At 64.6% G+C, this 24,511-nt stretch carries 24 protein-coding genes; 14 read left to right on the forward strand and 10 right to left on the reverse strand.

Going from position 1 to position 24,511, the window contains the following annotated elements:
• Positions 1-6 precede the first annotated feature (6 nt).
• The 6 genes from phnD to VOI27_RS10255 all read left to right on the forward strand — a co-directional run bounded on the left by phnD (position 7) and on the right by VOI27_RS10255 (position 5,387).
• A complete protein-coding gene (phnD, locus tag VOI27_RS10230) occupies positions 7-981 on the forward strand; it encodes a phosphate/phosphite/phosphonate ABC transporter substrate-binding protein (protein ID WP_323765239.1) in 975 nt (324 codons plus the stop codon).
• A 61-nt stretch (positions 982-1,042) separates the two neighbouring features.
• Positions 1,043-1,834, forward strand: coding sequence for a phosphonate ABC transporter ATP-binding protein (gene phnC / locus VOI27_RS10235; protein ID WP_323765240.1), 792 nt, complete (start codon positions 1,043-1,045; stop codon positions 1,832-1,834).
• Entirely contained in the window at positions 1,831-2,646 is an 816-nt protein-coding gene (gene phnE / locus VOI27_RS10240; protein ID WP_323765241.1) for a phosphonate ABC transporter, permease protein PhnE, read from the forward strand. The genes phnC and phnE (VOI27_RS10240) overlap by 4 nt, the downstream gene beginning before the upstream one ends.
• Entirely contained in the window at positions 2,646-3,461 is an 816-nt protein-coding gene (gene phnE, locus VOI27_RS10245) for a phosphonate ABC transporter, permease protein PhnE (protein ID WP_323765242.1), read from the forward strand. The genes phnE (VOI27_RS10240) and phnE (VOI27_RS10245) overlap by 1 nt, the downstream gene beginning before the upstream one ends.
• Complete coding sequence (locus VOI27_RS10250; protein ID WP_416374665.1) at positions 3,425-4,363, forward strand: TIGR01459 family HAD-type hydrolase; 939 nt, start codon at positions 3,425-3,427, stop codon at positions 4,361-4,363. Before phnE (VOI27_RS10245) ends, VOI27_RS10250 begins: the two co-directional genes overlap by 37 nt.
• Before the next feature lie 76 nt (positions 4,364-4,439).
• Positions 4,440-5,387, forward strand: a complete 948-nt coding sequence (locus VOI27_RS10255) for a formylglycine-generating enzyme family protein (protein WP_323765244.1) — start codon at positions 4,440-4,442, stop codon at positions 5,385-5,387.
• 42 nt (positions 5,388-5,429) lie between these two features.
• On the opposite strand, the gene VOI27_RS10260 is transcribed toward VOI27_RS10255, so the two are convergent.
• Positions 5,430-6,116, reverse strand: a complete 687-nt coding sequence (locus VOI27_RS10260) for a D-lyxose/D-mannose family sugar isomerase (RefSeq protein ID WP_323765245.1) — start codon at positions 6,114-6,116, stop codon at positions 5,430-5,432.
• A 326-nt stretch (positions 6,117-6,442) separates the two neighbouring features.
• Positions 6,443-6,964: a CBS domain-containing protein gene (locus VOI27_RS10265; RefSeq protein WP_323765246.1), complete on the reverse strand. Its 522-nt coding sequence runs from the start codon at positions 6,962-6,964 to the stop codon at positions 6,443-6,445.
• A gap of 86 nt (positions 6,965-7,050) precedes the next feature.
• Here VOI27_RS10265 and VOI27_RS10270 point away from each other — a divergent pair, with 86 nt between their 5' ends.
• Positions 7,051-7,230 carry a hypothetical protein gene (locus VOI27_RS10270; protein WP_323765247.1) on the forward strand — a complete coding sequence of 60 codons (180 nt, stop codon included), beginning with the start codon at positions 7,051-7,053 and terminating at the stop codon, positions 7,228-7,230.
• A 4-nt stretch (positions 7,231-7,234) separates the two neighbouring features.
• Here VOI27_RS10270 and nqrM read toward each other — a convergent pair whose 3' ends face one another.
• Together nqrM and VOI27_RS10280 are read right to left on the reverse strand one after the other, a co-directional pair.
• Complete coding sequence (nqrM, locus tag VOI27_RS10275; RefSeq protein WP_323765248.1) at positions 7,235-7,480, reverse strand: (Na+)-NQR maturation NqrM; 246 nt, start codon at positions 7,478-7,480, stop codon at positions 7,235-7,237.
• Between the two features lie 9 nt (positions 7,481-7,489).
• The gene (locus VOI27_RS10280) at positions 7,490-8,509 is read right to left on the reverse strand and encodes an FAD:protein FMN transferase (protein ID WP_323765249.1); all 1,020 of its coding nucleotides are present in this window, start codon (positions 8,507-8,509) and stop codon (positions 7,490-7,492) included.
• Between the two features lie 167 nt (positions 8,510-8,676).
• On the opposite strand from VOI27_RS10280, the gene VOI27_RS10285 reads away from it, so the two are divergent.
• The 6 genes from VOI27_RS10285 to nqrF are packed head-to-tail and all read left to right on the forward strand — an operon-like array spanning position 8,677 to position 14,543.
• Positions 8,677-10,020: a Na(+)-translocating NADH-quinone reductase subunit A gene (locus VOI27_RS10285; protein WP_323765250.1), complete on the forward strand. Its 1,344-nt coding sequence runs from the start codon at positions 8,677-8,679 to the stop codon at positions 10,018-10,020.
• Positions 10,021-10,023: 3 nt separating this feature from the next.
• A complete protein-coding gene (locus VOI27_RS10290; protein ID WP_323765251.1) occupies positions 10,024-11,223 on the forward strand; it encodes an NADH:ubiquinone reductase (Na(+)-transporting) subunit B in 1,200 nt (399 codons plus the stop codon).
• The gene (locus VOI27_RS10295) at positions 11,216-12,043 is read left to right on the forward strand and encodes a Na(+)-translocating NADH-quinone reductase subunit C (RefSeq protein ID WP_323765252.1); all 828 of its coding nucleotides are present in this window, start codon (positions 11,216-11,218) and stop codon (positions 12,041-12,043) included. The genes VOI27_RS10290 and VOI27_RS10295 overlap by 8 nt, the downstream gene beginning before the upstream one ends.
• Positions 12,043-12,696: an NADH:ubiquinone reductase (Na(+)-transporting) subunit D gene (locus tag VOI27_RS10300; protein WP_323765253.1), complete on the forward strand. Its 654-nt coding sequence runs from the start codon at positions 12,043-12,045 to the stop codon at positions 12,694-12,696. The genes VOI27_RS10295 and VOI27_RS10300 overlap by 1 nt, the downstream gene beginning before the upstream one ends.
• Positions 12,696-13,304, forward strand: a complete 609-nt coding sequence (gene nqrE, locus VOI27_RS10305) for an NADH:ubiquinone reductase (Na(+)-transporting) subunit E (RefSeq protein WP_323765254.1) — start codon at positions 12,696-12,698, stop codon at positions 13,302-13,304. Before VOI27_RS10300 ends, nqrE begins: the two co-directional genes overlap by 1 nt.
• A gap of 15 nt (positions 13,305-13,319) precedes the next feature.
• A complete protein-coding gene (gene nqrF, locus VOI27_RS10310) occupies positions 13,320-14,543 on the forward strand; it encodes an NADH:ubiquinone reductase (Na(+)-transporting) subunit F (protein WP_323765255.1) in 1,224 nt (407 codons plus the stop codon).
• A gap of 158 nt (positions 14,544-14,701) precedes the next feature.
• Here the strand turns inward: nqrF and VOI27_RS10315 are convergent, their stop codons facing one another.
• From VOI27_RS10315 to VOI27_RS10340, 6 genes are all read right to left on the reverse strand, one after another.
• Positions 14,702-17,032, reverse strand: coding sequence for a DUF4962 domain-containing protein (locus VOI27_RS10315; RefSeq protein WP_323765256.1), 2,331 nt, complete (start codon positions 17,030-17,032; stop codon positions 14,702-14,704).
• Between the two features lie 122 nt (positions 17,033-17,154).
• Positions 17,155-18,720 (reverse strand): sugar ABC transporter permease, encoded by a 1,566-nt coding sequence (locus tag VOI27_RS10320; protein WP_323765257.1) that lies wholly within the window; start codon positions 18,718-18,720, stop codon positions 17,155-17,157.
• 91 nt (positions 18,721-18,811) lie between these two features.
• Positions 18,812-20,365, reverse strand: coding sequence for a sugar ABC transporter permease (locus tag VOI27_RS10325; protein WP_323765258.1), 1,554 nt, complete (start codon positions 20,363-20,365; stop codon positions 18,812-18,814).
• A 107-nt stretch (positions 20,366-20,472) separates the two neighbouring features.
• On the reverse strand, positions 20,473-21,345 hold the full coding sequence (locus tag VOI27_RS10330) for a carbohydrate ABC transporter permease (RefSeq protein WP_323765259.1): 873 nt from the start codon (positions 21,343-21,345) through the stop codon (positions 20,473-20,475).
• A 24-nt stretch (positions 21,346-21,369) separates the two neighbouring features.
• Positions 21,370-22,374, reverse strand: a complete 1,005-nt coding sequence (locus VOI27_RS10335) for an ABC transporter permease (protein ID WP_323765260.1) — start codon at positions 22,372-22,374, stop codon at positions 21,370-21,372.
• Positions 22,371-23,474 (reverse strand): sn-glycerol-3-phosphate ABC transporter ATP-binding protein UgpC, encoded by a 1,104-nt coding sequence (locus tag VOI27_RS10340; RefSeq protein WP_323765261.1) that lies wholly within the window; start codon positions 23,472-23,474, stop codon positions 22,371-22,373. The genes VOI27_RS10335 and VOI27_RS10340 overlap by 4 nt, the downstream gene beginning before the upstream one ends.
• A 350-nt stretch (positions 23,475-23,824) precedes the next feature.
• On the opposite strand from VOI27_RS10340, the gene VOI27_RS10345 reads away from it, so the two are divergent.
• Positions 23,825-24,511 carry a GntR family transcriptional regulator gene (locus VOI27_RS10345; RefSeq protein ID WP_323765262.1) on the forward strand — a complete coding sequence of 229 codons (687 nt, stop codon included), beginning with the start codon at positions 23,825-23,827 and terminating at the stop codon, positions 24,509-24,511.

Raw genomic sequence — 24,511 nt, forward strand, 5'->3', positions numbered from 1 at the left:
AAAAACATGAAAATCGACCTGAAACTGATGCTTTCGGCCTCGGCCATAGCGCTGCTGTCGCTGAGCGGGGCTGCCTCGGCGCAGGACTGCCCGCGCGGCGATCTGAATGATCGATTCTGCGATGCCGATGGCGACCTGATTGCAGATATTCCCAGCGATGAAAGCCAATGGATCGACCCTGAAACGTTGATCTTTGCCTTTACTCCCGTCGAGGACCCGGCGGTCTACAAGACGGCCTGGACGGATTTTCTAGATCACATGGCCGAAAAGACCGGCAAGGAGATCGTCTTCTTCCCGGTTCAGTCCAACGCTGCCCAGATCGAGGCGATGCGATCCGGCCGGCTTCACATCGCAGGCTTTAATACCGGCTCGAACCCGCTGGCGGTAAACTGCGCCGGCTTCCGCCCCTTCACCATCATGGCGGGCGAGGACGGCTCATTTGGTTACGAGATGGAGATCATCACCTATCCCGGCTCCGGCATCGAAAGCGTCGAGGATATCAAGGGCAAGCAGCTGGCCTTCACCTCGCCCACATCGAACTCCGGCTTCAAGGCACCTTCGGCGATCCTCAAGGCCGATTACGACCTGTTGCCTGAGCGCGACTTCGAGCCGGTCTATTCCGGCAAGCATGACAACTCGATCCTCGGCGTCGCCAACAAGGACTACCCGGCGGCCTCGATCGCCAACTCCGTCATGCAGCGGATGCTCGAGCGTGACGTGGTCAGCGAGGACCAGATCGTCAGCCTCTACAAGTCGCAGACCTTTCCGACCACCGGCTACGGCGTGGTCTACAACCTGAAGCCCGAGCTGCAGGAGGCCATCCAGGACGCTTTCTTCAGCTTCGACTGGGAGGGCAGCAGCCTCGAGGAGGAATTCTCCAAGAACGGCGAGGCGCAGTTCATCCCGATCACCTATCAGGAGTACTGGGAGGTGATCCGCAAGATCGACGCGGCCAACGACGTCTCCTACGCCTGCGAATGACCATCACCCTGCGGCGGGCCCCCGGTGGGGGCCTGTTCGCCTGTTGCCTCGGGGGGCCTTCATGCTGCGTCTGCAAAACCTGACCAAGACCTACAAGACCGGTGACAAGGCCCTGCAGGCCATCGACCTCGAGGTGCCCTCCGGCCAGGTGCTGGCGCTGATCGGGCCGTCGGGCGCTGGCAAGTCGACGCTGATCCGCTGCATCAACCGTCTGGTGGAGCCCACCGAAGGCGCGGTGATGCTGGACGGAACCGACCTGACCAAGCTGGGCTCCGGTGCGCTGCGCCGGGCGCGGCGCGAGATGGGGATGATCTTTCAGGAATACGCGCTGGTCGAACGGCTGACGGTGATGGAGAACGTCCTGTCGGGCCGGCTGGGTTACGTCGGCTTCTGGCGGTCGTTCACGCGCCGCTACTCGCAGTCCGACGTGGACGAGGCCTTTCGCCTGCTCGACCGCGTGGGCCTGCTGCACATGGCCGACAAGCGCGCCGACGAACTCTCGGGCGGACAACGCCAGCGGGTCGGCATCTGCCGGGCGCTGATCCAGGATCCGAAGCTCCTGCTGGTGGATGAGCCCACCGCATCGCTCGATCCCAAGACCTCGCGCCAGATCATGCGGCTGATCACCGAGCTTTGCCGTGAGCGCGGGCTGGCGGCGATCATCAACATTCACGACGTGGCGCTGGCGCAGATGTTCGTGCCGCGCATCGTGGGCTTGCGGTTCGGCCAGATCGTCTTTGACGGCCCGCCGGACGGGCTGACCCCGGATAAACTTACCGAGATCTACGGCGAGGAGGACTGGGAAGCCACCATCGAAAAGGTCGAGGACGAAGAGATCGAGGCCGCGGAATGAGCCATCGCGAGTTGGACGACATGCTGGGGCAGGGCTGGCGCAAGCCGCATTTCATCAAGCGCCCGGCGCTGCGCTGGGGGCTGCTCCTTGGGTTCATCGCCTACCTGATCGCGGCGTTCCTCACCATCGAGGTCGACTGGAGCCGGGTCTACGCCGGGCTCGACCGCGGCTGGGCCTTCATCCTGTCCTTCACGCGGCCCGACTTCGTCACTCGCGGGAGCGATATTTGGGGCGGGCTCATGGAGAGCATCGTGATGACGGTGGCGGCCTCGGTCGTGGGCATCGCGATCTCGATCCCCATCGGGCTGGGCGCGGCGCGCAATGTCGCGCCCTTGCCGGTCTACGTCATCTGTCGCGGCATCGTCGCCATCAGCCGCGCGCTGCAAGAGATCATCGTCGCCATCCTGCTTGTCGCGATCTTCGGTTTCGGTCCGCTGGCGGGCTTCCTGACGCTCTCTTTCGCGACAATCGGCTTTCTTTCCAAGCTATTGGCCGAGGACATCGAAGCGATGGACAAGGTGCAGGCCGAGGCGATCCGGGCCTCCGGCGCGCGCTGGATGCAGTGGATCAACTACGGGGTGCAGCCGCAAGTGATGCCGCGCCTCGTTGGACTGTCGATGTACCGTATCGATATCAACTTCCGCGAAAGCGCGATCCTCGGCCTCGTCGGGGCAGGGGGGATCGGGGCGACTCTGAACACCGCCTTTGACCGTTATGAGTACGACACCGCCGCGGCGATCCTGATCCTGATCATCGGCATTGTCATGGCGCTGGAATACCTCTCCGGCATCATCCGCGCGAGGGTGCAGTAATGCCGGTGTTTGCCAAGGATGGCGCCCAGGTCTGGCGCCTGCGCACCCCGCGCGAAAAGGTGCTGCGCTGGGGCGGCTGGCTGGCCGGTCTGCTGGTCTTCGCGATCTGCTGGCAGATCATCTCGGAAAGCACGACGTGGTTCTTTGTCTGGGACGCGCCGCGCATCGCCAATGATATCTGGACCCGCGCCACGCCGCCGCGCTGGGAATACATCACCCAGCTGGGCCGGCCGATCTGGGACACGCTCAACATCGCCACGCTGGGCACCATCATCGCGCTGTTCCTCGCGGTGCCGGTGGCGTTTCTGGCGGCGCGCAATACAACGCCGTCGCGGCTCTTCATCCGGCCCATCGCGCTCTTGATCATTGTCTCGACGCGCTCGATCAACTCGCTGATCTGGGCGCTGCTCTTGATCGCCATCATCGGGCCGGGGGTCTTCGCCGGTGTCGTCGCCATCGCCATCCGCTCGATCGGCTTCTGCGCCAAGCTGCTTTACGAGGCCATCGAGGAGATCGACCACGCCCAGGTCGAGGCGATCACTGCCACCGGCGCCAGCCGCTGGCAGGTCATGGCCTACGGGATCGTGCCGCAGATCATGCCCGCCTTCGCCGGCGTTGCGGTGTTCCGCTGGGACATCAACATCCGCGAGTCGACCGTGCTGGGGCTGGTGGGGGCGGGCGGCATCGGCCTGCAGCTTTCGGCCTCGCTCAACGTGCTGGCCTGGCCACAGGTGAGCCTGATCCTGCTGGTGATCCTCGCCGCCGTGGTGATCAGCGAATGGGTCTCGGCCAAGGTGCGGGGGGCGATCATTTGACCCCGCTGACCGCAGAGGTCGCACTGAAGGCCTATGAGGCCATCCGCCATCGCCTGCCTGCCGCCGTCCCTGCCGCAAGGCCCGGGCAGCATTGCGAGACGCTGGCAGACCTGGCCGATGACTTCGATGTCTTCCTGCTCGATGCCTTCGGCGTGCTCAACATCGGAGAAATTGCCATTCCCGACACGCCGCAGCGGATCGCGGCGCTCAAGGCGGCGGGCAAGCGGGTGTTCGTGGTCTCCAACGCCGCCGGCGCGCCGCATGCGGCGCTTGTGCGCAAGTACCGCCGCATCGGCTATGACTTCGCGCCAGAAGAGATCATCACCAGCCGGGCCACGCTGCTGGCCGGCCTGCAGGCGCGGCGCGATCTGCACTGGGGGCTGATCGCCACCCGGTCCAGCGGGTTCGAGGATCTCGAGGGGCTGAACCTGACCTATCTCGAGGACGATCCGGCGGCCTATGACGCGGTCGAGGGGGTCCTGATGATCGGCAGCGCCGACTGGACCGAGTCGCGCCAGAGCCTGCTCGAGGCGGCCCTGCAGCGCCGCCCGCGGCCGGTGCTGGTGGGCAATCCCGATATCGTCGCCCCGCGCGAAACCGGTTTTTCGGCCGAGCCCGGCCATTTCGCCCACCGGCTCGCCGACCGCAGCGGGGTGGTGCCGGAATTCTTCGGCAAGCCCTTCGGCAATATCTTCGACCTCGCCTTTGCCCGGATCGGCACCATCGACCGCGCCCGGGTGCTGATGGTGGGCGACAGCCTGCACACCGATATCCTCGGCGCCCAGACTGCGGGCCTCGCCTCGGCGCTGATCACACGGTACGGCTTCTTTGCCGGCCAGGACGCAGGGCGCGCCATCGCCGAGACCGGCATTATGCCGGATTTCATCGTCGCGCGGCCCTGAGCGGCGCGAAATCGGCCCATCCTGGCATGGAACTCTGCCGGGCTTTGAGGCAAAAAGGCCGGCAGGAGGCCTCAAGATGACCGACACCCCAGCCAAAGGCTGCTGCGCCCCGGCGCGCGAGGACGAAACCGCGACACGCCCGACGCAGGCGACCCGGTCGCACGACCCGCAGGCGCGCGAGACCGATCCGCCCGAACGGGTGCGCATTCCCGGCGGCCGCGGGCTGATCGGCACCGACCGGCCAGAGCTGCCGATCGACGGCGAGGCACCGCTGCGCCAGACCCGGATCAAAGCCTTCGAGATGGACGCCACCACCGTCACCAATGCCCGTTTCCGCCGGTTCATCGAGGCCACCGGCTATGTCACCGATGCCGAGCGGCTGGGCAATTCCTTCGTGTTCCAGAACCTCTTGCCGGCCGATCATCCGCCGACACAGGCGGTTGCGGCGGTGCCCTGGTGGCGAGTGATCGATGGCGCCAGCTGGGCTGAACCGCTGGGGCCGGGCTCTGCCGCGGCCTGTCTCGACGATCACCCGGCGGTGCATGTGAGTTGGAACGACGCACAGGTCTTTGCCCGCTGGGCCGGGGGGCGTCTGCCCACCGAGGCCGAGTACGAGCATGCGGCGCGGGGCGGGCAGGGCGACGTGCGCTTTCCCTGGGGCGATCTTGAGCCCAACGATCAGGATCATTTTCCCTGCAACATCTGGCAAGGGCGGTTTCCGCAGACCGACCTGGGGCTCGACGGATATCGCGGCACCGCGCCGGCGCGTTCCTTCGCGCCCAATGCCTACGGGCTCTATCACATGGTCGGCAATATCTGGCAGTACACCAGCCAGCCGTTCAAGGTGAAGTCGCTGAAGAAATCGGTGCAGCAGGCGCATGCCGACAAGGTCGGCTACAAGCTGGCCAAGGGCGGCTCGTTCCTCTGCCACGCCAGCTACTGCTACCGCTACCGGATCGCCGCGCGCACCGGCTCGACCCCCGACAGCACCACCTCGCACCAGGGGTTCCGGCTGGTCTATTGAGAGGGGTAGGGGCCACCGTCATCCGGTGGCCCGCCGTCAGGCTCAGGCGAGCCAGGTCTTGTAGTCGCTGACCAGCAGGTGCTTGGGCGCCACGTCTTCCTCGATCTCGGCAAACCGGCCGATCGGTTCGCGGAAGACATTGTCGGTCTCGTCGTCGTTCACCGTCGAGACCTCGCCGATCAGCACGTCGCCGCCCTCGCCCCAGAAGGCATGCCAGTCGCCGGGCATCAGGGTGACGCTTTCGCCGGGGGCGAATTTCAGCTTTTCGCCGGGGGCAAACTCGCGGCGGATGCCGTCGCACCAGACGGTGCCGCCCTTGTCCTCGGCGAAATTGCCCTCGTCGTCAGAGCCGTAGAGCTCGATGACCATGGTGGCGCCGCCGCGGTTGATGATGTCTTCGGCCTTGATCACATGGGTGTGCATCGGCGAGAGCTGGTCCTGCCGCGAGATCAGCAGCTTTTCCGCATAACACATGCCGCCGCCGCGCTGCAGGTCGGCGAGCCGGCCGTTGCGCAGGGTAAAGAGGAACAGCCCCAACTCGTCGAACCGGCCTTCGCCGTAATCGGTGATGTCCCAGCCGCAGCGCGCCTCGATCACCGCGCGGGCTTCGTCCTTGCGCGACTTGAAGTCCTCTGGCGTCCAGTAGGCAAAGGGCGGCAGGACGAAGCCATGGCTGCGGATCATATCGTCCGCCTGAGCCATGATGTCATTGATGCGGGAGCGTTTCATGCGGCAACCTCGAAAGTGAAAAGGACTGTTGCGTTGTAGTAGGGCGCATTCCGTTTGGATTCAATCGACGTTGCTGAATTGCGCCCGGTCCGGACCAAGGGCTCAGCCCGCCGGTCTCTCGGCAGCACTTTGCACGCAAAGTGCGAGGGGCCAGCGGCTGCCCGCCCCGTCGCACCAAAGGTGCGCCGACAAACCGTGGCATACCTCTGGCGTGACCGGTTGCTGCAGGCGCAATGCTGCGAGGTGACCTTGGCTGCCATTAAGCGCCGGGACACCCGCTTTGCAGCGGCCCCTCGCGGGCAGCCGCTGGCCCGGCTAACGCAAGTCTAGCCGACGATCAGCTGCTTGAGCTGCAAGGCCTCGTATTCCAGCGCTGTCAGGCGATAGTTCACCACGTCCCCGATCGAGATCAGCCCGACCAGTTGGCCCGCCTCCATCACCGGCATGTGGCGAAACCGGCCGTCGGTCATCCGCCGCAGCACCGTCACAAGGGTCTCGTTCGGCGTGGTGGTCTGCACCTCGGTCGACATCAGCTCGGACACCTTCTGCGGCAGGGTGTGGCCCGGCGTGTCGGCCAGCCGGCGCACCACGTCGCGCTCCGACAGGATGCCCACCAGCTCGCCCTGCGGGCTCTTGACCATCAGCGCGCCGATCTTCTTGTCGCGCAGCACCTCGACCGCATGGCCAACGGTATCTTCGGGCGCGATCCAGAACATCTCGCCGCTCTTGCTTTCCAGCACCTGCGCCACGGTGGCCTGGGCGGCCGACATGTTGGTCTGCACCGATTGGCTGGAGGTTCTCTCGTGCTTTTCCGAGTCGCGGGTTTTTGGCTGATAAGACGCCGGCATGGTAATCTCTCCGTGTTTCCCTTTATACGCTATAGAAAATCGTGCCTGTGTAAATGGGTTCCAACACGCGCATAAAGGTCCGCTGCTTGACAGATTTCACCCTCACGCCTGCGCTCGCGACGGCGCTCTTCGTCATCGCCTGTCTGGCGGGCATGCGCTATCGCTCGGTCTGGAAGGCGGAAGGCCCCCGCAGCCGGCTGTGGCTCTACGGGGTGATCGCCGCGGCGACGCTGCTGGTGCTGGGGTTTGTACCGATGCGGGGCTGAGCGCTCAGCCCGGCTGTTCCTCGGCCTGCATCTCATCGAGCATCCTGCGCGCCCGCGGACATTGCAGCCGCTCGCGCAGGGGGCTGTCGGGGTCGATGTCCTTTTTGCAGACCAGGCATTGGTCGGCGTCGGAAATCGCGTTCAGCCCGCCGCAGCTGCCCTTGATGGTGCGGCCGTTCAGGATGACGCCAAGCGCCATCCCCAGCATCACCAGCAAAAGCAGTCCGAAAGCGAGCAGAAAGGTCGACATGGCGTCCTCTTAGGCGGTGACCGCCGCAAACCGGTCGGAGGCGGTGGTGACGAAACCCTCGGCAGCGCGGTCGATGAACAGCGCAGCGATGCCTTCGCGCTCGGCGATCTCGAGCCCGCGCTCGCGGCCCAGAACCAGCAGGGCGGTGGCCCAGGCGTCGGCCAGCATCGCGTTCTCGGTCAGCACGGTGACCGAGGCGGTGTCATGGGTCACCGGTCGGCCGGTGGTGGCGTCGATGATATGCGAAAAGCGCTGGCCATCGTGGTCGAAATAGTTGCGGTAATCGCCAGAGGTCGCCATGCCCATGCCCGACAGGCCGACAACCTGGCTGATGCCGCGGTCGAAGGCCTGCGGCGTCTCGATGCCGATCTGCCAGGGCTGGCCATCGGGATTGCGGCCCGCGGCATAGAGATCGCCGCCGATCTCGACCATGTAGTCGGTGATGCCGAAACCGGCCAGCGCGCGGGCGACCTGGTCGACGCCAAAGCCCTTGCCGATCGACGACAGGTAGACATTGGCGCCACCGTTCAGCTTGGTGAGCGCGGTGCCGTCGGTTCCGACCGAGGTCGACTGGCCACAGCACGCCATTGCCTCGGCAATCTCGGCCTCGGCGGGCAGGTCGCGGCGGCTCTGGCCGGCGCCAAAGCCCCAAAGGTCGATCAGCGCGCCGACGGTGACGTCGAACCGGCCATCGCTGGCGGTGTTCACCTGCTGAGCGGCCTGCATCACCTGCGCCAGCTCGGGCGAGACGGTCAGGCTCTCGCCCTCGGCGCTCGCGTTGAAGCGCGAAATCTCGGACCCGGCATCCCAGTTCGACATCTGTTCGTTGACCCGGCCAAGGGCGGCGTCGACGGCAGCCTGCAGCTCTGCCTTGTCGACATTGCGGCTGTGATCGACGGCGACGATGGAATAACCTGTGCCCATGGTCAGACCAGTCAGCTCCAGTACCGACCAGCCTTTCTTGCACGCCATGAGAAAAAGCGGCATCGCAAACACGCTACGGCGGGTAAGAAGAAGAGGGTCTGTCATGGGACGGCTCCGCTGGCTGCAATCTGGTCCGGTGTTCATTCCGTGAGCTTCTGGGACAGATCGGCACGGGGTTCAACAGTTATTCGAAAGATGGGTGTCTAAACCGCCTTTAAAACCCGGACGCAGTGTCGCATAAGGCGGCGGGACAGAAGACAGGACGAAAAGACGTGCAGCAATTTACGTTGAAAAAAGGTCTGGACGTGCCGGTACTTGGCGCACCCGACCTGACGATTCACGAGGCCGCTCCCGTCCGGACCGCCGCGATTCTAGGCCGGGATTACATTGGCCTGAAGCCGCGACTTTCGGTTCAGGAGGGCGATGTCGTGGCCGCCGGGGCGCCGATCCTGGCGCATAAGGACACGCCCGAGGTGCAGGTGACCGCGCCGGTCGCAGGCCGAATCAAGGCGATCAACCGCGGTGCACGGCGCGTTTTGGTCAGTGTCGAGATCGAGGTCGATCATGGCGCCGCCGAGCCGGTGGACTTCTCGCAAGTGGGCGATGCCGACACTCCCGAGGGTGTGACAGAACGTCTCTGCGCCGCTGGTCTCTGGACCTCGTTTCGCACCCGCCCCTATTCCAAGGTGCCCGCCCCCGACAGCCGCCCGGCCGCGATCTATGTCACCGCGATGGACAGCGAGCCGCTGTCGGCCGATGCCGCCGTCATCATCAATGACGACGCCGAGGCCTTCACCCGTGGCCTCGCCGCGGTGGCGCTGCTGACCGAGGGCAACACCTATCTCTGTCAGGAGACCGGCGCCGAGATCCCCGGCACCGATCTGGCCGGCATCACCCCGGCAGCGTTCTCCGGCCCGCATCCCTCCGGCCTCGCCGGCACCCACATGCATTTCCTCGAGCCGCCGAGCTCTGACAAGATGGTCTGGACCATCGGCTATCATGACGTGATCGCCATCGGCCGGCTGCTGCGCGACGGCCACATCAGCGCCGAGCGCATCGTCGCCCTGACCGGCCCGATGTGTTCCAACCCGCGGCTGGTGCGCACCATCAACGGTGCCTCGATGCTCGATCTCTGCGCCGAGGACCTCGAGACCGACACGCCGCTGCGGGTGATCTCGGGCTCGATCCTCAGCGGCGATGCCGGCGCCGGTCCGACCGCCTATCTCGGCCGCTATGCCCGTCAGGTCACCCTGATCGAGGAAGACCGCGAGCAGATCCCGCTGGGCTGGATCCGCCCGATGCCGTCGAAATACGCCTTCCAGCCGGTGCTGGGCTCGGCCCTGAGCGACAAGCTTTACAAGCTGACGTCGAACCTCAACGGCGGCCGCCGCGCCATGGTGCCGATCGGCACCTTCGAGCAGCTGATGCCGCAGGACTTCCTGCCGACGCAGCTGTTGCGCTCCCTTCTGGTGATGGACACCGACACCGCCCAGGCGCTTGGCGTGCTGGAGTTGGACGAGGAAGACGTCGCGCTCTGCGGCTTTGCCTGCCCCGCCAAGTATGAATACGGCCTCGCGCTCCGCGACAGCCTCACCAAGATCGAGAAGGAAGGGTAGGCCATGGGTCTTCGCGCATTCTTCGACCGGATAGAGCCGAGCTTCGTCAACGGCGGCAAGTACGAGAAGTACTTCCCGCTCTACGAGATGGTCGAGAGCTTCATCTATACTCCGCGCACGGTGACCACCGTCGCCCCGCATGCCCGCTCCTACATCGACATGAAGCGGATCATGACCTACGTGGTGCTGGCAACGATCCCGACGCTGCTGTTCGGGCTCTACAACACCGGGTTGCAGACCAACATGGCGATTGCCGAGCTTGGCGCCTCGGGCTGGCGGGCCTGGATCCTCGAGACCCTGGGCATCGGTTTCAACTACAACAACCCGCTGGCCAACATGCTGCACGGGTTGCTGTATTTCCTGCCGATCTACATAGTCACGTTGGTCGCCGGCGGCATCTTCGAGGTGCTCTTCGCGGTGATCCGTCGGCATGAGGTCAACGAGGGCTTCCTCGTCACCTCGATGCTCTACACCCTGATCCTGCCGGCCTCGACGCCGCTGTGGCAGGTGGCCCTTGGCATCATCTTTGGCGTGGTGATCGGCAAGGAGGTCTTTGGCGGCACCGGCAAGAACTTCCTCAACCCCGCACTGGTGGGCCGCGCCTTCCTCTATTTCGCCTATCCCGCCTACATGTCGGGCGACAGCATCTGGACCCCGGTCGACGGGTTTTCCGGCGCCACCGCGCTGGCGATCTCGGCCGCCGATGGTCACCAGGTGCTGCCTGCCGCCGGCATCAGCTGGATGGACGCCTTCATCGGCACCATTCAGGGCTGCATCGGCGAGACCTCGACGCTGATGATCCTCGTCGGTCTGGCCTTCCTGCTGTTCACCAAGATCGCCAACTGGCGGCTGGTGGTCGGTTGCCTGGTGGGCATGATCGCCTTCTCGTCGTTGCTGAACCTGATCGGATCCGACACCAACCCGATGTTCGCCATGCCGTGGTACTGGCACCTGGTGATCGGCGGCTATGCCTTTGGCCTGGTGTTCATGGTGACCGAGCCGGTCTCGGCCAGCCACACCAACACCGGCCGTTTCATCTATGGCGCGCTGATCGGGTTCATGGTGGTGATGATCCGGGTGGTCAATCCGGCCTTCCCCGAAGGCATGATGCTCGCCATCCTGTTCGGCAACGTCTTTGCGCCACTGATCGATTACTTCGTCGTGCAGGCCAATATCAAACGGAGGGCAAAGCGCCATGCCTGAGGACAACATGCCTGAAGAGACCGGGCGCAAGGGCCCGATCCGCCGCTTCCTCGACGCGCCGCCAGACTCTGTCGGCAAGACGATCTTTGTCGCCGTGGCGCTCTGCCTCGTGGCCTCGATGGTGGTCTCGGCCGCCGCCGTGGCCCTGCGCCCGGTGCAGGATGCCAACCGGCTGATCGACAAGCGGGTCAACATCCTGCAGGTCGCCGGCGTCTATGACGAAAACGTGGCGGTGAATGACGCCTTCGAGGCCTTCGAGCCGCATGTGCTCGAACTCGACAGCGGCACCTATTCCGACCAGTTCGACATCGAGACCTTCGACGAGCTGGCCGCATCAGACGATCCGGCGATCGTCCGCGCGCTCGACGAGGACCCGGCCGGGCTTGGCGGGCAGATGGACGCCTACCGGATGATCTACCTGCTGCGCGACGAGGCGGGCGCGCTCGACAAGGTGATCCTGCCGATCGAGGGCTATGGCCTGTGGTCGACGCTCTACGGCTTCATCGCGCTCGAAGAGAACGGCAACGACATCTATGGCCTGCAGTTCTATCAGCACGGCGAAACCCCGGGCCTCGGGGCCGAGGTCGACAACCCGCGCTGGAAGGCCTTGTGGAACGGCAAGAAGCTCTTTGCCGAGGATGGCGACCTGGCGATCACCGTCGCCAAGGCCCCGCCGCCGGAAGGCGCTGAATATTTCGTGGATGCTCTTGCCGGGGCGACGCTGACCTCGGTGGGCGTGGACAACCTGGTGCGTTTCTGGATGGGCGAGGCCGGGTACGGCGCCTTTCTCGAGCGGCTGAAAGCAGGAGAGGTTGGCTGATGGCACAGACCTATCGTTCGCAACTCGTCGATCCGCTGATCGACAACAACCCGATCACCCTGCAGGTGCTGGGCATCTGCTCGGCGCTGGCGGTGACCTCCTCGATGTCGGTGGCCTTCGTGATGTCGCTGGCGGTGATCTCGGTGACGGGCTTCTCGTCGCTGTTCATCTCGATGCTGCGCAACCAGATCCCCAACTCGATCCGGATTATCGTGCAGATGGTGGTGATCGCCTCGCTGGTGATCCTCGTTGATCAGGTGCTCAAGGCCTATGCCTACGAGATTTCCAAGACCCTCTCGGTCTTTGTCGGGCTGATCATCACCAACTGCATCGTCATGGGCCGCGCCGAGGCCTTTGCGATGAAGAACCCGCCGGTGGCGAGCTTCATCGACGGTGTCGGCAACGGCATGGGCTATGGCCTGCTGCTGATGGTGGTCTCCTTCTTCCGTGAGCTTTTCGGCTCGGGCTCGCTGTTCGGCGTCACCATCCTCGAGACGGTGAACAACGGCGGCTGGTACGTGCCCAACGGTTTGCTGCTGCTGCCGCCCTCGGCGTTCTTTGTCATCGGCCTGCTGATCTGGGCGATCCGGACCTGGAAACCGGGTCAGGTCGAAGAGCGTGAATATCGCATCCAAGCGGTGGAGGCACACTGATGGAAGGTCTCATCTCCCTCGCGGTCAAGGCGATCTTCGTCGAGAACCTGGCCCTGTCGTTCTTCCTCGGCATGTGCACCTTCCTCGCCGTGTCCAAGAAGATCTCCACCGCCATCGGCCTTGGCATCTCGGTCATGGTGGTGCAGTCGATCACCGTGCCGGCCAACAACCTGATCCTGACCTACCTGCTCGCCCCCGGCGCGCTGGCCTGGGCCGGGTTTCCGGACATCGACCTCACCTTCCTCGGGCTGATCTCCTATATCGGCGTCATCGCGGCGCTGGTACAGATCCTCGAGATGGTGCTCGATAAGTACTTCCCGCCGCTCTACAACGCGCTCGGCGTCTTCCTGCCGCTGATCACGGTGAACTGCGCCATCCTCGGCGGCTCGCTGTTCATGGTCGAACGCAGCTACGACTTTCCCGAGGCGCTGACCTACGGCATGTCGTCGGGCTTTGGCTGGGCGCTGGCGATCACCGCGATGGCGGGCGTGCGCGAGAAGCTGAAGTATTCCGACATCCCCGACGGGCTTCAGGGCCTCGGCATCACATTCATCTCCGCCGGACTGATGGCCATGGCCTTCATGTCCTTCAGCGGCGTCAAACTGTAAGGAGCGGCTCGAGTCATGGAAACTTTCGGACTTGGCGTCCTCCTCTTTACCCTGATCGTCGTCATGCTGGTGACGGTCATCCTGGCGGCGCGGTCAAAGCTCGTCAGCTCTGGCGACGTCAACATCACCATCAATGGCGAAAAAACCATCCGCGTCCCCGCCGGCGGCAAGCTGCTGCAGACGCTGGCGGCGGAAAAGCTCTTCGTCCCCTCGGCCTGCGGGGGCGGCGGCACCTGTGCGCAATGCCGGGTCCGCATCCACGAGGGCGGCGGCTCGATCCTGCCGACCGAGGAAAGCCACATCACCAAGCGCGAGGCGGCCTGCGGCGACCGGCTGTCGTGCCAGGTGGCGGTCAAGCAGGACATGAAGATCGAGGTGCCCGAAGAGGTCTTCGGCGTGAAGAAGTGGGACTGCACCGTGCGGTCGAACGAGAACGTCGCCACCTTCATCAAGAACCTGGTGCTGGAGCTGCCCGAGGGCGAGGACGTGAACTTCCGCGCCGGCGGCTACATCCAGATCGAGGCGCCGGCACACAAGCTCTCGTACAAGGAGTTCGACGTCGAGGAGGAGTACCGGCCGGATTGGGACAAGTTCAATCTGTGGCAGTATGAATCCGCCGTGCCCGAGCCGATCGAGCGGGCCTATTCGATGGCCAACTACCCCGACGAGAAGGGGCTGATCATGCTCAACGTCCGCGTCGCCTCGCCGCCGCCGGGCTCCGAGGGCATTCCGCCGGGGCAGATGTCGTCCTACATCTTCAACCTCAAGCCCGGCGACAAGGTCACCATCTCCGGCCCGTTCGGCGAGTTCTTTGCCCGCGACACCCAGAAGGAGATGGTCTTCATTGGCGGCGGTGCCGGCATGGCGCCGATGCGCAGCCACATCTTCGACCAGCTCAAGCGGCTGGAGAACCGCGACCGCAAGATCACCTTCTGGTACGGCGCACGCTCCAAGCGCGAGATGTTCTTCGTCGAGGATTTCGACCAGCTGGCGGCGGAATTCCCCAACTTCGAATGGCATGTGGCGCTCTCGGATTCGCTGCCGGAGGACGACTGGGACGGCTACACCGGCTTCATCCACAACGTGCTTTATGAGGAATATCTCAAGAACCACCCGGCACCGGAAGATTGCGAATACTACATGTGTGGTCCGCCGATCATGAACCAGTCGGTGATCAACATGCTGCTCGAACTGGGCGTCGACCGCGAAGACATCATGCTCGACGATTTCGGCGGCTGAGACAAAGGACATCGCGCAGGAAAGGGCAGGGGGTTTCCCTGCCCTTTTGCATTGCCCCCGCATGATCCGCCCCGCGCCAGCGCCTATCTTGGTCCAGGCCCCGGCATAGACAGGCCGCGGGTAATCCCCGCGGCCTGATCTGTCCTCGTAGGCCCGCCTTATGTTTTCGCGAATTTCTTGAGGGTGATGTTGAAGGTGTTCTCGTCGGTGTCGGTGAAGTAGAGCTCGGCGTCGTAGCCCTGGTCGTCCATGAAGTTGAAGATGCGCCTGGGCTCTTCGAGGCGATAGGGCACCAGCAGGGTGGCGATGCGGTGGCGCTTGGCGGCGGGGTATTTCGCCACCAGGCAGGTGCTCTCGGGCAGGCCCTCGTATTCCGAGGGGTCGACGTCCGGGAAGCCGGTGAACTGGCTGATCTCGGGCTTGCCGGCCTCCGACCAGACCACCTGGCCGTAGAACCCGGCCGTCTTGCCGTTGGAGCGGAAGGAGGTGCGGCCGAGGTCGTAGGGCTGGTTGGCATGCAGCAGCCAGTCGATGGTCACAGGCGTCTCGGCATCGACGCTGTCGACGATCACGAAGTAGCTGCCGCGCACGAAGTAGACCTCGCGCTCGGCCCGGGTCACTTCCGGAGACAGCGACTGGTAGGCGGCGGTGGCATCGCCGTGGATGTACATGTGATCGGCGCGCTCCTCGGCGGCGAGGATGCGCCCGGTGGCGGCCATGGCGCGGGCCTTGTCCTTGTCGGCGTATTGGCCCTTGCCATTGATCAGAATGGCATTTTTCGACCGGGTCTGGCGCCGCCACAGCCGGTGCATGGTCGAGTTGAAGGCGACGTAATAGCCCGACTGGATCGCCAGATCCTCGCCGAAGGCGGCCATGCAAAAGGCGTTCTGGTCGCCGTGGCTGTGGCTGATCGAGCCGTATTTACTGCTTTTGAACACAAACTGGATATGGCTGTCGGGGTCGGCCATCTGATGCTGGATGCCGACCCAGCCAATGCCCTTGAAGTGGCGCATGCCAGAGGGCGGATCGGAAGCCTCGACAAGGGGGAAGTCAGTGAGATAGGTCAGTTCGTCAAAGTTGGTGTCCCACCAGCCCCAGTTGTAGAAGGCGCCCTCGGTGCCCGGGTTCAGCCGCGCCAGTTCCTCGTGGTACCACTGGTAGGCGCCGTTGCCGGTGACGCCGGCGTATTGCCGCAGGTTGATGCCGGTCTTGATGCAGGGCAGATCGCCCTGGGTGCTGTCATCGCCAAAGGTGGCGCGGCGGGTGCCCGGCGCCTTGCAATAGAGCGGGAAGTCACCGGTGTTGCGGAAGAACGGCCGGGTGTAGAGATCGATGCCGGCGAAGCTCTTGAGCCGGTTGGCGGCCTCGATCAGATAGGCCATGCCCATCATCCAGTAGTTGGTGCCCTCGGCCCAGCCGCCATCGGCGTCGCCCCAGGGCGAATAAACCGTGGCGAGGAACTCGATGCAGTAGTTCAGCCAGTCGCGGGCCTCGTCGCCCTCGCCGATGTCCGCGTCTTCGCCGAGCAGCGCGATGCAGGCCGGCACCAGGGTCAGCGAGACCGAGCGGACGGCGTGGCTGTCATAGGGGAAGAGATGGATCTTGGCATTCAGGATGGCATGTTCGGCAATATCGCGCGTGCGGGCGTGCAGCGCGTCGCGCACTGTCTTGCGCTCGTCTTCCGACAGCGCGTCGTAGAGCCAGTCGAAGCCCCAGGTCAGCGCATTGGTGACCCGGTAGGCCCATTCGTCGGTATAGGCACGCGAGGTCACCCCCATCGGGTCCCAGCTCGCCGCCTCGAGCAGCCAGGCCTTGGCGCGGTCGAGCATCGCCTGGTCGCCGGTCACCTGGCCGCCGATGGCGAGGTGGCGGATGGCATACATCAGCTCCTGCAGCTCGATATAGGTCTGCCGCCAGACCGGCGCGGTGCGGGTGTGGTCGGGATAGCCCGCAGGCTCGGACATCACCTCGCGCTCCATCCAGGGCAGCACGGATTTCTGGTAGAAGGTGGCCCAGGTGCAATGATCGGGGTCGGCTTTGACCGCCTTGCGGAAGTCCGCCAGCCGGTCGGCATCGAGCCAGAGCCGCGGGTGGCTCTCGGGGGCGCCGTCAAAGCGGGTCTCGCGGGCCGGCAGCGGGGTCTCGGGCAGCCCCTCGGCGAGGGTGAAGCTGCGGGTCCGGCTCCAGCCGCTGGCGGGTTTGCCGGCGTCGTCGCAGACCGCGTAGGCCCAGTGCCAGGTGCCCGGCTCGAGCACCGTGTCGGGGGTGAAGAAGTTCAGCGGGATGCCCGACCAGACCCGGGTCTCGGCCGCGGCAAAGTCCGGATCGCGCGAGACGCGCAGCACGTAGCGGGCCTCGTCCTCGATCACCGGCAGCCAGGTAAAGCGCGGCGGGGTCTCGGTGATCTCGCTGTCGGCGTCGGGCGCATACTGGATCGTCAGCCGGCCGGTCTTGGGTTCGTCGAGCCTGGGAGCAGTGTTGCCGTCCATCGGTCAGGTCTTTCTGTTGCTTGCGTCGGTAAGGGGGGCGCGGCCGCACGGGGCCCGCCGGGGAGAGGTGGCGGTGCGGCCGGGGGTCCCGGCCACACCTGTCATCTGGCGCGTGGAACGGCTCAGCCGTACTGGCGGTTGTAGGCCGTGTTCATGACCTCGATGACCTTGTCGTAGCCCATCTTCTCGAGGGTCGCGATGTAGCTGTCCCAATCGGCCTCGATGTCGCCCGAGCCGAGGATCCAGGCCTGCTGGCGCTCCAGCATGTAGGTCTGGATCGACGGCCAGTAGCGGTCATAGACCTCCTGCTCGTCCTTGTTGAAGGCGACGCCGAGGAACTGGTCGACCAGCAGGTCTTCGCTGTCATAGAGCTCGATGCCGTCGCGTGCCGCCTGCGCGGTCCACTGCCATTCATAGCGGTAGTCCTGCGGGTAGCCGCGATAGATCTGCGCGCCCTCGAGGTACATCTGGCTGTTGACCGGGGTGTCGGAGTTCAGCACCTCGTCCTTGTAGACCGGCTCGCCGTCGATCATGTCCCAGGTCTTGCCCTCGACGCCGAAGTTGGCCAAGAGGCTGCCTTCTTCGGAGAACCAGTAGTCGAAGTACTTGATGGTCTCCTCGGGATGCTCGTTGGCAAAGGTGATCGCCCAGCCATCGGGTTTGATCGGAATGCGGCGGTGCTCTTCCATCCGCACGCCGGCGGCCGATTTCGGCGGCAGGAAGGGGATGAAGTTGAAGCCGTCGATCTTGCCTTCCAGCGCCGAGTTGTAGCCCGAGGTCGAGGCAAACCAGTCATGCGTCAGACCGCCGAGGTTCTCGCCCAGCAGGAAGTCGCGCGACGACGAGCCGCGGGTGAAGATCTCGGCGTCGATCAGCCCTTCCTCGTACCATTTCGCCAGGTTGGCCATGGCATCGCGGTAGGCCTCTTGCGCATAGGGGTGCGCGATCTTGCCCTCTTCGGTGACATAGAAGTCGTGGTAGGTGTCGGAGCCCGAGGTCCGCGCATCCCACAGCGTCATCAGCCGCAGCACCTCTTCCCAGTCGCGGGCAAAATAGGGCACCTCGTCCTTCTGGCCGTTGCCGTTGGGGTCCTGGTCGCGGAACGCCACCAGCACCTCGTAGAGCTCGTCGACATTGTCGGGCTGCTCGAGGCCCAGCTTGTCGAGCCAGTCCTGGCGGATGAACCAGGCCCGGCCGTATTTGCCGTCGGGCAGATAGGGGATGTAGTAGTAGTTGCCGTCATAGGCCGAGATGGCTTCCTTCAGGCCCGGGTTGTCTTCCCAGAACTTCTTGATGTTCGGCGCATGTTCGTCGACCAGGTCGTTGAGCGGCACGAAGGCGCCCTCGGGACCGTACTGGTTGACCGGCTGCTGGATCCGGTTGCCGCCGACGATGTCGGGCAGGTCGCCGGTGGCGAGCAGCAGGTTCATCGCCTCGTTGTTGTCCTTGGTGTTGCGGCCCGAGGTCCGGTCGACGAGGTGGATGTTGGTCTTCTCGCGGGCCACTTCCTCGACCGGGTAGAGCGTCGAGGTGTCGCCGCCGGGGCCATACCCCTGGGCGCGCGGCCAGTGCATGTGGATGGTCAGTTCCAGCGGCTCGTCGACGATCGGCAGATGCGCCTCGGCAAAGGCCGGGGCCGTCATTGCCGTCGTCGCCAGCATGGTCAGGGACAGTGTCAGGTTTCGCATGGTGTCCTCCCGTTTGCGATATGTCATCTCTGGTCGTCCTGCGGCCCCGCGGGCGGCCCCCTCATCGGGTCCGCCCGCGGAACCGCTGTCTTCAGCCTTCGTACTGGCGGTCGTAGGCGGCGTTCATGACCTCGAGAACCTGGTCGAGACCCATGTTGTCGAGCGTCGCGAGATAGCCGTCCCAGTCTTGCTTGACGTCGCCGGTGCCCAGCACCCAGGCCTGCTGGCGCTCGAGCATGTAGGTCTTGATCGACGGCCAGTACTTGTCATAGACCGCCTGCTCTTCCTTGTTCATCGACACCCCGAGGAACTGGTCGACCAGCAGGTCCTCGCTGTCGTAGAGTTCGATCCCCTTGCGCGCCGCATCCGCCGTCCACTGCCATTCGTAGCGGTAGTCCTGCGGATAGCCCTTCTTGATCTGCGCGCCGACCGCCCAGAGCTGGGCATTGACCGCCTGTTCGCTGTTCAGCACCTCGTCCTTGAACACCGGCGCGCCGTCGACCATGTCCCAGGTCTCGCCCTCGACACCGAAGTTGGCCAGCAGGCTGCCCTGCTCCGAGAACCAGAAGTCGAAATACTTGATGGTCTCGACCTGGTGGTCGTTGGAGAAGCTGATCGCCCAGCCGTCCGGCTTGATCGGAATCCGGCGGTGCTCTTCGATCCGCTTGCCGCTCACCGACTTCGGCGGCAGGAAGGGGATGAAGTTGAAGCCGTCGATCTTGCCTTCCAGCGCGGCATTGTAGCCAGAGGTCGAGGCGAACCAGTCATGGGTCACGCCGCCCAGGTTCTCGCCCAGCAGGTAGTCGCGGGCCGAGGTCCCGCGGGTGAAGACCTCGGGGTCGATCAGCCCTTCCTCGTACCACTTGACGATATTGGCCAGACCGTCGCGATAGCTCTCCTGGGCATAGGGGTGCACGATCTCGCCGGCCTCGTTGACCATGAAGTCATGCGGCGTGTCCGAACCCGAAGAGCGCCCGTCCCAGAGGGTGACGAGGCGGATCGCCTCTTCCCAGTCGCGCACGAAGAACGGGATCTCGTCCTTCTTGCCGTTGCCGTTCGGGTCCTGGTCGCGGAACGCCACCAGCACGTCGTAGAGCTCATCGACGGTGTCGGGCTGCTCGAGGCCCAGCGTGTCGAGCCAGTCCTGGCGGATGAACCAGGCCCGGCCGTATTTGCCGTCGGGCAGGTAGGGGATGTAGTAGTAGTTGCCGTCATGCGCCGAGATCGCCTCGACCAGCCCGGGGTGCTCTTCCCAGAACTTCTTGATGTTGGGCGCGTGCTCCTCGACCAGGTCGTTCAGCGGCACGAAGGCGCCCTCCGGCCCGTACTGGTTGACCGGCTGCAGGATCAGCTGGCTGCCGACGATATCGGGCAGATCGCCCTGCGCCAGCAGCAGGTTCATCGCCTCCATCGGATCGGTGCTGTTCTTGCCGGCGGTGGCGTCGACCAGATGGATATTGGTCAGCTCGCGGGCCTTCTGCTCGACCGGGTAATTCTCGTCATAGCCCTGCGCCCGGTCCCAATGCATGTGGATTGTCAGCTCGAGCGGCTCGTCGACGATCGGCAGGTCGATGTCCTGCGCAAAGGCCGGTGCCGTCATGGCCGTGGTCGCCAGCATCGCAAGTGACAGGTTAAAATTTCGCATTGTTTCCTCCCAGTTAGTGCGAAGTCTTTTGGGTCTGGTCCCGAGGGCCCGAAGGCCCCCGGGGCGTTTGAGGCGGGCACCGCGCTCCTCGCACGATGCCCGAAGGCTCACTCCTTCACGCCTCCGAGCAGGATGCCCTTGGAGAAGTATTTCTGCAGGAAGGGGTAGATCATCAGGATCGGGATGATCGAGCAGACGATGATCGCGGCGGTCACGGTTTCCACCGAATAGGCGGCGGTGAGCAGCGAGGTGGCGAACTCCTCGTCATCCGAGAGCTCGACGATCACCTTGCGCAGGTAGACCTGCAGCGGGATCTTGTCCTCGTCCTGCAACAGCACCATCGCCCAGAAGAAGCCGTTCCAGCGCGACACGATGCAAAACAGCGCCACCGTGGCGATCGCCGGCTTGGAAAGCGGCATGTAGACCTTCCACAGCACCTGGAACTCGTTGGCGCCGTCCATCCGGGCGGCCTCTTCGAAGGACTGCGGAATGCCCTCGAAGAAGTTGCGCAGAAGGATGATGTTGAAGCCGTTGACCGCAAAACCGATGATGATGCCGAAGTAGCTGTCGAGAAGTCCGAGGTCCCGCATGTTCAGGAAGAACGGAATGAGACCCGCGTTGAACCACATGGTGAACGCCACCACCAGGTTCCAGAACCGCCGGCCATAGAGCTGCGGCTTCGACAGCGCATAGGCGCCGGGGATGATGAACAGCAGGCTCATGATCGTGCCGCCGATGGTGTAGATGAAGGTGTTCAGGTACGACGACCAGAACAGCGGCTCGCTGAGCACCTGCTTGTAGGCCTCCAGCGTGAAGCCCACCGGCGTCAGGATGACGTTGCCGGCGCGGGCCTCGAAGCCGGTGCTCATCGACATCGAGGCGATGTAGATGAAGGGATAGAGCGTCGAGATGGTGAACAGCCCGATCAGCACCATGTTGGTGATCACGAAGAGCTTGTCGCCGCGTGAATAGAGATTCATGTTCGGTGTCATGGTCTTCCCCCCTTACCAGAGCGACGTGCGCGAATAGCGCTTCGAGATCGTGTTGGCGGTCATCACCAGGACGAAGGCCACCACCGCGTTGAACAGGCCCGCGGCTGCGGCAAGGTCGTATTGCCCGCCCTGGATACCCTGGCGATAGATGAAGGTGTTGACGACGTCGGCGGTCTCGTAGGTGGCCGGCTGATAGAGCAGGATGATCATCTCGAAGCTCACCTCCAGCATGTTGCCGATGCGGATGATCAGCATGATGATGATGGTGGGCAGGATCGACGGCAGGGTGATCTTCCACATCATCTGCCAGCGGCTGGCGCCATCGACCACGGCGCTCTCGTAGAGCGTCGGCGAGACCCCGGCGATCGCCGCGAGATAGACGATCGACTGGAAGCCCGCCTCCTGCCAGATGCCGGTGCCGACGAAGATCGGCCGGAACCACTCGGGCTTGGTCAGGAAGTAGATCGGATCGACCCCGATCCAGCCGAGGAAGGTGTTGACGATCCCCGCGCTCGGACTGAAGGCGGTGATCACGATGCCCGCGATGATCACGCTCGAGATGAAGTGCGGCAGGTAGACGATGGTCTGCGCGGTCTTCTTGAAGGTCTGCGCCAGGATCTCGTTGAACATCAGCGCCAGGATGATCGGCATCGGAAAGCCGAAGATCAGCCCGTAGAACGAGATGATGATGGTGTTCTTCAGCGCCCGCAGGAACTGGTCGTTGCCGAACAGCGTCTGGAAATGCTCGAGCCCGATCCAGGGGCTGGCGGCGACGCCGCGGAAGATCGAGTAATCCTTGAAGGCGATCTGCAGGCCGTACATCGGCTTGTAGAGAAAGATCGCCAGCCACAGGATGGTCGGGATCAGCATGACATAGAGCTGCCATTCGCGTTTCAGGTGGTCGCCGACCCGGACCAGGCGGGAGGGACGGCGCTGGCGCCGGGCCTCGCTGGCGTCGAACACCAGCTCCTCGGTCGCCGGCCCCTGGGCGGTGGTGAAGTTGGGATCGTTGCTCATTGTTCCAGCACCTGGCCGGGCAGCGCCGCGCCGCTCTCGGCGTCGAACACCTTGATCAGCTTGGGATCGATGGTGAAGCCGGAGATGCCGTCGAGGATGTGCATCTGCCCCACCGTGTCGGTGCGGATCACGAAGGGCTCGCCCTGCAGGCTGGCATGGATCAGCGCCTCGGAGCCCAGGGTCTCGACCAGGTCGACATCGAGGGTGACCTTGTCGGGATCGGACTGGTCGGCGACCGAGACGAACTCCGGCCGGATGCCGAGGATGACCTCGCGGCCGACCGCGTTCTGCATCGCCGGAATCGCCTGAAGCTGGAGCCGCTGGCCGTCGAATTCGGCCACCGGGCCGCGATCGCCGGCGACCACCGTCGCCTTGACCATGTTCATCGGCGGCGAGCCGAGAAAGCCCGCGACGAAGGTATTGGCCGGGTTCAGGAACAGCTCCATCGGCGAGCCGATCTGCTCGATCCGGCCGTCATGCATGACGACGATCCGGTCGGCCAGCGTCATCGCCTCGACCTGGTCGTGGGTGACATAGATCGAGGTCGCGCCGAGCCGCTTGTGCAGCCGCTTGATCTCGGCCCGCATCTGGGTCCTGAGCTTGGCATCGAGGTTCGACAGCGGCTCGTCGAACAGGAACACCTTGGGGCGGCGCACGATCGCCCGGCCCATGGCGACCCGCTGGCGCTGACCGCCCGAGAGATCCGCCGGACGGCGCTCGAGATAGGGCGTCAGCCCGAGGATGGTGCCGACCTCGTCGACCGAAGAGGCGATATGCTCCTTGCTTTCCTTGCGGATGCGCAGGCCGAAGGCGATGTTCTCGGCGACGTTGAGATGCGGGTAGAGCGCGTAGTTCTGGAACACCATCGCCACGTCGCGGTCCTTCGGCGCGACCCGGTTCACATGCCGTCCGTCGATCGTCAGATCGCCGTCGCTGATCTCCTCGAGACCGGCAATCATCCGCAGCGTCGTCGACTTGCCGCAGCCAGAGGGGCCGACCAGCACGACGAACTCCTTCTCGGCGACCTCAAGGTCGATGCCATGCACCACCTGCACCGCACCATAGGCCTTGACGATGCCCTCCAAACGAACTCCAGACATGCACTCTCCTCCGTTAAGTTCCCAGCGTCCGGCCCGAGCCTTGCGGCCGCCACACCTATCAGTTGCACAGGGTCGCGATTCGGGGCTAACTTTTCACTGGTATACTAGTAACAAATCTGGAATACTAGTATCAAGTTCAGGCCGGTGTCCCCTTCCCGAAGGGGCCGGCCGGGCGCCGCGACCGCCCCACCGTCGGGCTCCGGCGCCGGTTTCGGGGGGCCTCTGGCCCCTGATCACTGCCGGAAAGGTCGACAGCCATGGCACGCCCCAGCGACAGCCCCCCGCAGCCCGCCTCTGGCGGATCCGGCCAGCCCGGCTATAAGTCGGTCACGCAAAGGGACACCCGACGAATGCAGACCAGCCTCACCAGCGACCGGCGCACGGCGGTCGACGAGATCTTCGACCATCTCCACGACGAGATCAACGCGCTGCGATTGCGGCCGGGCGATCGCATCTCCGAGGCCGAGATCGCCGCCCGTTTCGGCGTCTCGCGCCAGCCGGTGCGCGACGCCTTCACCCGGCTGGCCAATCTCGACCTGCTGCTGATCCGGCCGCAGCGCGCCACCGAGGTGCGCCGCTTCTCGGCCCGCGAGATCGAGAAGTCGCGCTTCGTGCGCGCCGCGGTCGAGGCCGAGGTGCTGCGCCGCGCGGCGCTGAGCCCCGATGCCGGCAAACCGGCCCGGCTCGGCCGCGAGCTCGACCGCCAGCGCGCCGCGCTGGCCGCCCGCGATGCCACGGCGTTCAGCGCCCTGGACTACGATTTCCATCAGGCCCTCTGCGAGATCGCCGGCGCCGGCTTTGCCTTCGAGGTGATCTCCTCGGAAAAGGCCAAGCTCGACCGCCTCTGCCTGCTGGGCCTGGCCAAGCACGACCGCATGCCGCAACTCCTCGCCGACCACGAGGCCATCGCCCGCGCCATCCTCGCCGGCGACCCCGCCCTCGCCGTCGAGGCCGGAATGCACCACCTCTCGCAACTCGACAGCACCCTCGAACAAATCACGAAAGACAACGCGTCCTACTTCGAACAGGACGTGTAG

This window comes from Marinovum sp., from assembly GCF_034669705.1.
Classification (GTDB): domain Bacteria; phylum Pseudomonadota; class Alphaproteobacteria; order Rhodobacterales; family Rhodobacteraceae; genus Marinovum.

What these genes read in the sequence shown, in the direction of transcription:
- VOI27_RS10260 (WP_323765245.1), bottom strand. Translation starts at nt 6,116, where the DNA reads ATGAAACGCTCCCGCATCAATGACATCATGGCTCAGGCGGACGATATG.
- phnD (WP_323765239.1), top strand. Translation starts at nt 7, where the DNA reads ATGAAAATCGACCTGAAACTGATGCTTTCGGCCTCGGCCATAGCGCTG.
- VOI27_RS10325 (WP_323765258.1), bottom strand. Translation starts at nt 20,365, where the DNA reads ATGCGAAATTTTAACCTGTCACTTGCGATGCTGGCGACCACGGCCATG.
- VOI27_RS10290 (WP_323765251.1), top strand. Translation starts at nt 10,024, where the DNA reads ATGGGTCTTCGCGCATTCTTCGACCGGATAGAGCCGAGCTTCGTCAAC.
- nqrF (WP_323765255.1), top strand. Translation starts at nt 13,320, where the DNA reads ATGGAAACTTTCGGACTTGGCGTCCTCCTCTTTACCCTGATCGTCGTC.
- VOI27_RS10255 (WP_323765244.1), top strand. Translation starts at nt 4,440, where the DNA reads ATGACCGACACCCCAGCCAAAGGCTGCTGCGCCCCGGCGCGCGAGGAC.
- VOI27_RS10265 (WP_323765246.1), bottom strand. Translation starts at nt 6,964, where the DNA reads ATGCCGGCGTCTTATCAGCCAAAAACCCGCGACTCGGAAAAGCACGAG.
- phnE (WP_323765242.1), top strand. Translation starts at nt 2,646, where the DNA reads ATGCCGGTGTTTGCCAAGGATGGCGCCCAGGTCTGGCGCCTGCGCACC.
- VOI27_RS10345 (WP_323765262.1), top strand. Translation starts at nt 23,825, where the DNA reads ATGCAGACCAGCCTCACCAGCGACCGGCGCACGGCGGTCGACGAGATC.
- VOI27_RS10300 (WP_323765253.1), top strand. Translation starts at nt 12,043, where the DNA reads ATGGCACAGACCTATCGTTCGCAACTCGTCGATCCGCTGATCGACAAC.
- phnC (WP_323765240.1), top strand. Translation starts at nt 1,043, where the DNA reads ATGCTGCGTCTGCAAAACCTGACCAAGACCTACAAGACCGGTGACAAG.
- VOI27_RS10280 (WP_323765249.1), bottom strand. Translation starts at nt 8,509, where the DNA reads ATGACAGACCCTCTTCTTCTTACCCGCCGTAGCGTGTTTGCGATGCCG.
- nqrE (WP_323765254.1), top strand. Translation starts at nt 12,696, where the DNA reads ATGGAAGGTCTCATCTCCCTCGCGGTCAAGGCGATCTTCGTCGAGAAC.
- VOI27_RS10330 (WP_323765259.1), bottom strand. Translation starts at nt 21,345, where the DNA reads ATGAATCTCTATTCACGCGGCGACAAGCTCTTCGTGATCACCAACATG.
- VOI27_RS10250 (WP_416374665.1), top strand. Translation starts at nt 3,425, where the DNA reads ATGGGTCTCGGCCAAGGTGCGGGGGGCGATCATTTGACCCCGCTGACC.
- VOI27_RS10320 (WP_323765257.1), bottom strand. Translation starts at nt 18,720, where the DNA reads ATGCGAAACCTGACACTGTCCCTGACCATGCTGGCGACGACGGCAATG.
- phnE (WP_323765241.1), top strand. Translation starts at nt 1,831, where the DNA reads ATGAGCCATCGCGAGTTGGACGACATGCTGGGGCAGGGCTGGCGCAAG.
- VOI27_RS10315 (WP_323765256.1), bottom strand. Translation starts at nt 17,032, where the DNA reads ATGGACGGCAACACTGCTCCCAGGCTCGACGAACCCAAGACCGGCCGG.
- VOI27_RS10340 (WP_323765261.1), bottom strand. Translation starts at nt 23,474, where the DNA reads ATGTCTGGAGTTCGTTTGGAGGGCATCGTCAAGGCCTATGGTGCGGTG.
- nqrM (WP_323765248.1), bottom strand. Translation starts at nt 7,480, where the DNA reads ATGTCGACCTTTCTGCTCGCTTTCGGACTGCTTTTGCTGGTGATGCTG.
- VOI27_RS10295 (WP_323765252.1), top strand. Translation starts at nt 11,216, where the DNA reads ATGCCTGAGGACAACATGCCTGAAGAGACCGGGCGCAAGGGCCCGATC.
- VOI27_RS10335 (WP_323765260.1), bottom strand. Translation starts at nt 22,374, where the DNA reads ATGAGCAACGATCCCAACTTCACCACCGCCCAGGGGCCGGCGACCGAG.